General features: G+C 34.8%; 9 protein-coding genes and 1 pseudogene. 4 read left to right on the forward strand and 6 right to left on the reverse strand.

Annotated elements, in window-relative coordinates:
• The first annotated feature begins 143 nt into the window (after positions 1-143).
• On the forward strand, positions 144-758 hold the full coding sequence (locus LGZ98_RS15980) for a phage repressor protein CI (RefSeq protein WP_113041862.1): 615 nt from the start codon (positions 144-146) through the stop codon (positions 756-758).
• A gap of 291 nt (positions 759-1,049) precedes the next feature.
• Here LGZ98_RS15980 and LGZ98_RS15985 read toward each other — a convergent pair whose 3' ends face one another.
• Positions 1,050-1,622 (reverse strand): recombinase family protein, encoded by a 573-nt coding sequence (locus tag LGZ98_RS15985; RefSeq protein ID WP_113041861.1) that lies wholly within the window; start codon positions 1,620-1,622, stop codon positions 1,050-1,052.
• Positions 1,623-1,719: 97 nt separating this feature from the next.
• Here LGZ98_RS15985 and LGZ98_RS15990 point away from each other — a divergent pair, with 97 nt between their 5' ends.
• Entirely contained in the window at positions 1,720-2,757 is a 1,038-nt protein-coding gene (locus tag LGZ98_RS15990; protein ID WP_223121419.1) for a phage tail protein, read from the forward strand.
• Positions 2,757-3,389, forward strand: coding sequence for a tail fiber assembly protein (locus LGZ98_RS15995; RefSeq protein WP_191214811.1), 633 nt, complete (start codon positions 2,757-2,759; stop codon positions 3,387-3,389). Before LGZ98_RS15990 ends, LGZ98_RS15995 begins: the two co-directional genes overlap by 1 nt.
• Positions 3,390-3,823: 434 nt before the next feature.
• Here LGZ98_RS15995 and LGZ98_RS16000 read toward each other — a convergent pair whose 3' ends face one another.
• From LGZ98_RS16000 to LGZ98_RS16010, 3 genes are read right to left on the reverse strand one after another with little or no spacing between them, the layout of a single operon-like run.
• A complete protein-coding gene (locus LGZ98_RS16000; protein WP_113041859.1) occupies positions 3,824-4,165 on the reverse strand; it encodes a tail fiber assembly protein in 342 nt (113 codons plus the stop codon).
• A gap of 9 nt (positions 4,166-4,174) precedes the next feature.
• Complete coding sequence (locus LGZ98_RS16005; protein ID WP_113041858.1) at positions 4,175-4,504, reverse strand: hypothetical protein; 330 nt, start codon at positions 4,502-4,504, stop codon at positions 4,175-4,177.
• 41 nt (positions 4,505-4,545) lie between these two features.
• Positions 4,546-5,214 carry a pyocin knob domain-containing protein gene (locus LGZ98_RS16010; protein ID WP_113041857.1) on the reverse strand — a complete coding sequence of 223 codons (669 nt, stop codon included), beginning with the start codon at positions 5,212-5,214 and terminating at the stop codon, positions 4,546-4,548.
• On the opposite strand from LGZ98_RS16010, the pseudogene LGZ98_RS16015 reads away from it, so the two are divergent.
• Positions 5,189-5,278 (forward strand): annotated as a pseudogene (locus LGZ98_RS16015) (type VI secretion system tube protein Hcp); the annotation flags it as partial. The gene LGZ98_RS16010 and the pseudogene LGZ98_RS16015 sit on opposite strands and share 26 nt — an antisense overlap.
• A gap of 24 nt (positions 5,279-5,302) precedes the next feature.
• Here the strand turns inward: LGZ98_RS16015 and LGZ98_RS16020 are convergent.
• Both LGZ98_RS16020 and LGZ98_RS16025 read right to left on the reverse strand, forming a co-directional pair.
• Positions 5,303-5,638, reverse strand: a complete 336-nt coding sequence (locus LGZ98_RS16020; RefSeq protein WP_113041856.1) for a hypothetical protein — start codon at positions 5,636-5,638, stop codon at positions 5,303-5,305.
• Positions 5,639-5,741: 103 nt separating this feature from the next.
• Positions 5,742-6,000, reverse strand: a 259-nt coding sequence (locus tag LGZ98_RS16025; protein ID WP_262978281.1) for a hypothetical protein, incomplete at its 5' end; no start/stop codon positions are given.

Below are 6,000 nucleotides of genomic sequence, written 5' to 3' on the forward strand. Positions count from 1 at the left end.
TAGTTTCACAAAGTATATAGATTGAAATTTATATGCCCATGATGCAATATCCCCTATCGAATCTAATAAATTTATTTGGGATCACTATAGCCCTTAATCAGAGGGCTTTGTGGAGACGGCAAACTCACCAAACTGTACTTTCAATGAAAAAAAACATAACTGAGATAAAAATGGGTGCAGATAGTGGAGGAAAGCAAGCTATCGAACGCCTTGTTAGTGCATATGGGTTTAAATCACGTCAAGCATTGAGCGACCATTTAGGTGTGTCTAAAAGCACAATGGCAAACCGTTATTTAAGGGACAGCTTTCCAGCCGATTGGGTTATTCAATGCAACCTTGAAACCAATGCTTCATTGTTATGGCTAAGCACAGGACAAGGAGAAATGTTCCCTGATGGAGAAGAGAAAAAGGAATCTTTAAAAAACATTATTACCCCGAAAATACAACGCGTTAAATTGGTTGGTGGAAAGCTGAGCGATGACGATCCAGTGATTTTAGATAATCAACTGATTGCCAGAGAAATAAAAAAACCTCTTATTGTCGATAACAATAAAACCTGGTATTTGCTAGATACAAAAGAACCTGATGTTCAAGATGGTTTATGGTTAATTGATATTGAGGGCATGCACAGCATTAAAAAAATTACAAAAATCCCAGTCAGTAAGATCCGAGTTTGTGATAACGACGTAACTTTTGACTGTGCAATTAATGAAATCAACTTTATTGGTCGCGTTTACCTGGTGATTTCCAGGTACTGACACACTTTTCAATTGTAAATAAATTAATTTACTTAGATGTGTAAATCCTATGCTGATGGCAATTCTTTACCCAAAAACGTCCAGATGCAGTGGATTTCATACACAATAGACTCTTTTGCTAGCAATAGCTGATTGTCAACTTATTCCGTTGTTTCTTTATTGTATGTATAGTGCGGCGGAAGTTTTTTGCATAGATAAAGAAACTTGATATATTTTGCATAAATTAAGAACCAATTAGCCTTGGATATTACTAATACAAAATTAAACGTTTAACTAGCCGCACTGCAAACATTAATTTGATCGACAATTTACTTTATTTACTGGAAAATATTTATATATTGTAGATAACGATATGTTGTAAATTAATGATAACTGTTTCCGTGTGTGGCCTTTTGCCAGCAATCTTGCTGCTTGTTGTTGTTCAATGAATGAAAGTGACACTGGTCTACCACCAATTCTCCCTTGGGCACGAGCCGCTATTAATCCTGCATTCGTTCTTTCAACGATTAATTCCCGTTCCATTTCAGCCAGCGCACTCATAACGTGAAAGAAAAATCGCCCCATAGAAGTGCTGGTATCAATGCTATCAGTCAAGCTTTGAAAATGAATACCGCGTTCACTTAAATCAGAAATTAAAGTTACCATATTTTTTACGCTACGCCCCAATCGATCCAGTTTCCAAACAACCAGAGTGTCACCTTTTTTAAGTTGTTTTAAAGCTCGTTTTAAACCTGGTCTGTTGGATGTTTTTCCGCTAATTTTATCCTCAAAAATTTGCTCACAATTTATACTTATCAATGCGTTTCGCTGTAAATCACTGTTTTGGTCATTTGTTGACACCCGAACATAGCCAATCTTTGCCATATGTAACCCTGCCTAATACCAATATGAGACTATTATTATTGAAATTATCACGAATTGGCGAGTTTTTAAAAACCTTGGTTTGGTGGAAACCGTGAATTTGGCGAAAAATGCTCTTCCTAAGGACTCAACTGAATCATTCACGTCAGGCAATCACAATATTAAAACAGGTGGAAATTATTCCAGTTTGTCACTAACAAAAAGCGATGGTCGATATGTCTTCATAGAAGCCACTTCTCATGAAGCAGATTCTTTTTGTGCAATAGGATATCGTGAGTCTGACTCCTCAAATATAAATGTTGTTCAACTCCCTCGAAAGAACGGCTATGTTGCAATAGCTAATGAGCATTATTCTAAATCAGAGTCTGACAGTCGATTTATTCAATTGAATACGGATACAAAAACATCAGGTTATATATTAGCTAAAACTGCAAACTATTATGATGATCCTAATTCACGTCATTTGGGACGTTCAGGTTTTTTAAGACCTAATGGAATTGGTAATTTGGGTGATTTAGCAATTCATATAGCTCACCCTAACGTTGATAGCCCTCAGCATGCTCGCGGGCTTTCTTTCGGGTATGGGGGTTATTCAGAAGCATTCAGCATTTCCACTTATGCTTTTGATAAAAATGGTAACTTCAGGGGGAAACGTAAAATATTAACAGAGGATGATATTCTTGTTGGTATTCCATTACCGTGGTCTAAGCCAACTGCACCAGCAGGTTATCTTATTTGTAGTGGCCAGCAGTTTGACAAATCTATGTACCCTAAATTAGGGGAAGCGTATCCCTCTGGCACACTCCCTGATCTACGTGGTGAATTTATTCGAGGTTGGGATAATGGGAGAAGTATTGATTCAGGAAGGGAGATATTATCCCACCAGAATTCAACAAAGTTACCTAATCTTTACACCCATGCAGCCTCTGCAAATATAGGATTATTGGTATCTCCTCCTATTAATCGTTTTTCAAGTAATTATCCATCAGAAATTATGGCTAGTGATTTTGAGGAAGCAGAATTCGGGAGCGGCCAATATTTTTCGACCCCATTAAATCCTACTGGTGCAGTTTCATTATCTACATTTAGAGTACGTCCCCGTAATATCGCATTTAACTACATAGTGAGAGCAGCGTAATGACAACACAGAAACAAAAATATTCCTTAGAACCAGAAACCGCAATATTGGGAAATAACGGATTAGCAACCAAGTCTGGGTGGTTGACAATCTACAATGCAGAGCCTTATTCCAGAGAATTTATTGGTGCCAGACCAGAATATCTAATGGAAGGAGTAGGACTTCCAGCTAATTCTTATCCAGATGCACCAAAACTTCCAGATTCTGATGACATGGCTGTTTGCCGCAACGAAGATAAAAGTTATTGGCAAATTGTACCTGATTACCGAGGAAAAATAGCTTATAACATGCAAACCCTAGCACAATATGAAATTACTGCTATAGGTGAACTACCAGAATATCTGACATTCAAACAACCTGTCACTGATTTTGATAAATGGGATGGTAAACAGTGGGTAACTGATAAATATGCTATAAAGGATAGCCAGATTAAACAGGCAGAGCAGCAGAGGGCAGCACTATTACGACAAGCGAATGAAACAGTTACATTGTTACAACATGCTGTAGATATTGAATTCTCCTCAGAAAAAGAAAAGCTATTGTTGTTAGATTGGAAAAAGTATTTAGTATTACTGAGCCGAATTGATATTTCATCAGCGCCAGATATTAACTGGCCTGAAAAGCCAGAATAAAATAATAACGGCCTGTTTTTCAGGCCGTAGATTTAAAACTTATAAACTAAATTTTAATTATTTATCGTTTCTGAAACTATTTTTATATTAAATTCATTAACATCTTTTTCAGAAAACGTTTTTAATTCTTGAAGTTAAAAACTCATAATTAATTTCAGAACTTTATGTATCTATATTTAATTAAATATTATTGTAATTAAACCAGTAACACTCAATGTCTCCTGGTAATCCATAAAAATCACTAATAATAAGAAGAAAATTATAAATAATAATTTCTCTGCAATAAGAATTGATGACTATAAAATCAGCGGTATTATTTGGAATATATAATGAAAAAATTTAAATTATATAAATAGCCAACTTAATATGGCTGGCTATTTATAGATGGTAATATTAAATTTAATTAAAAATTACCACCATAAAAATGATTCATTTTATTCTGGTTGTTCTGGCCATTCAATATCTTGTGCCGTGGTATCCATTCGATTTAATGCAACGCGATATTTCTTCCACTCCATCAACATTGTTATTTCGTTATCAGTAGCAATGCCTAAATCAATGGCATCTTGCAATGGTGCCATTTTAATTGTTGCTTGTTCTAATAAATAATATTTTTGGCGGTGATAGGCTTTATTTTTCTGTTCGATAATGGCCTTCTGATATAATGCTTTAGCTTCTTGAACACTGAAACCCATTGAGATTAATTGATGGGGTTCAGCTGGCACATTAACATATTCATAGCCATTTTTGTCTATTAGTTTATTTAATATTATCATATATCCTCATTATGGTTTCTTTTGATAACGTGTGTCATAATCCAGAGAATAAGGTATTGTATTATCAGTATATTCTTCACCTAATAATGGATCATTGATGGCTAATGATTTCACCATCCACTTCATTTCCCGCTTAAGATCTTCACTTGACCATCTATGTATTTCTGTCTCTCCTTCTTCACGTGAATAACGGATTGACTGAAAATTGCTGGTCGTAAAATAGGTTAAACCACCACGTAAATAACAACCACTATAAACGTAACAATCTACAATATCACCGGATTTTACATCGCCATAAAGGGGATATTTGCCGTCAACGGGTCTGGCGATGCTTATCATGGCGTGACGGATTGCTTTTACCGTTTTACGATAGGTTTGATTTATGCGTTTAATATTAAGATAGCGGGCATCACCTCCCCACGGAACATCCCCCCTTCTATTTGTGCAAGTAATCCGGCAACATGTGTCACACCTTCACCGAATGGTTTTTTTTCTGCATCATATGGATAGGGTCTATGAAGTGTTAACCAAGAATTCGCTCCGACATTAGGTGGGAGGCTCCACCAAACCGGATAATAACGTTCAGTATTTAGGCCAGTAAGATCAATCGTGGTGGTATCGCGCGGTTCACTCTGAATATCCGACGCGGTGGGTTTATTAAGCGTGTTATATTCTTGGGCCCAAGGTGTCCATGGTAAATTGTGATATTGGCTGCGTGTATATATCCGGCTGCTGTTATAAACAAAATAACGTTGAGTCACAGCATTATTTTTCAGAACGACAAGTGAACCAGCAAGCGATTCAGGGTAGTTAGCACCATTTTGGGCATAAATATTGTAATCTTGGTAATAAATCCCTGGTATTTTGTAGTTATCCAAATTTGCCTTATCACCCAAATAAATCGCCTGCTCATTAAAAATATCCTGAGACGTAATGTTGATATCCTCAGTCAGAACTTTGCTATTCACTTTCCGGCTATTTGGTACTGCTCCTTGAGCCAAATTCACGGTTTCCACCAAACCAAGTATTTCGTTAAAATATACAAACATTACCTGGAATCACCTTATCGCAGGTACTGGCGGTTATAGTATTTGGGATGACAGAATTTATTAAATAATTAAAACAAGGCGTTTTAATTTAACGCCTTGTTTCATTAACGAATTTTCTTGGTAGAGCCAAAGCATATAAAATAGAAAATATCACACTACCTACGCTAATTACCTCACTATTTAAATTAATAAACATTGATGTAATTTCATGATAACCATCATATTTAACAATAAACAATTGAGCAGTTCCAAACATGATTATTATAAAGAATGAAAAAACAGAAAGAATATAATTTCCTATTTTCTCTATAATAACTTTAATAATAAGAAGTAAAAATAATATTACCAAAGATAAAAAATAGTACAGTAAAATATCCTGCCAAGTAGATTGAGTGGAAATTGTAACATCTATATAGTCCATCATTATTTTTCCTTTTCTAGCTGATAAATACTCAGAGCTGTAGCGTTATCAACAATTAGTTCAGTAACTAAATCAATTCTGACATTTTATTATATCTTTGAAAAAATCATCTAGAATATCTTCTTGGCATTAAAATAATATACAATAAGGAAAATATAAAACCACCAATCTTTATACTTTCGCTTTTAAAATTAATAAAATTGGGTATATTGTACTCATATCCTGTTAAAATTAATTGAGCACTAGATAATATAAGAACCAAGATAACACCAAAAATAACCATAAGATTGTTATTTTTTTCTTCTATTATTATCTTAAGAATAAATAGAAAAAACAATATAACAAGAGATAAAACATAATAGTAT

It is taken from the genome of Photorhabdus kayaii (assembly GCF_025384895.1).
Lineage (GTDB): Bacteria > Pseudomonadota > Gammaproteobacteria > Enterobacterales > Enterobacteriaceae > Photorhabdus > Photorhabdus kayaii.

Excerpts from the sequence above, each read along its gene's own strand:
- LGZ98_RS15985 (WP_113041861.1), bottom strand. The coding sequence starts at position 1,622 with ATGGCAAAGATTGGCTATGTTCGGGTGTCAACAAATGACCAAAACAGT.
- LGZ98_RS16010 (WP_113041857.1), bottom strand. The coding sequence starts at position 5,214 with ATGTTTGTATATTTTAACGAAATACTTGGTTTGGTGGAAACCGTGAAT.
- LGZ98_RS15995 (WP_191214811.1), top strand. The coding sequence starts at position 2,757 with ATGACAACACAGAAACAAAAATATTCCTTAGAACCAGAAACCGCAATA.
- LGZ98_RS16020 (WP_113041856.1), bottom strand. The coding sequence starts at position 5,638 with ATGATGGACTATATAGATGTTACAATTTCCACTCAATCTACTTGGCAG.
- LGZ98_RS16000 (WP_113041859.1), bottom strand. The coding sequence starts at position 4,165 with ATGATAATATTAAATAAACTAATAGACAAAAATGGCTATGAATATGTT.
- LGZ98_RS16005 (WP_113041858.1), bottom strand. The coding sequence starts at position 4,504 with ATGATAAGCATCGCCAGACCCGTTGACGGCAAATATCCCCTTTATGGC.
- LGZ98_RS15980 (WP_113041862.1), top strand. The coding sequence starts at position 144 with ATGAAAAAAAACATAACTGAGATAAAAATGGGTGCAGATAGTGGAGGA.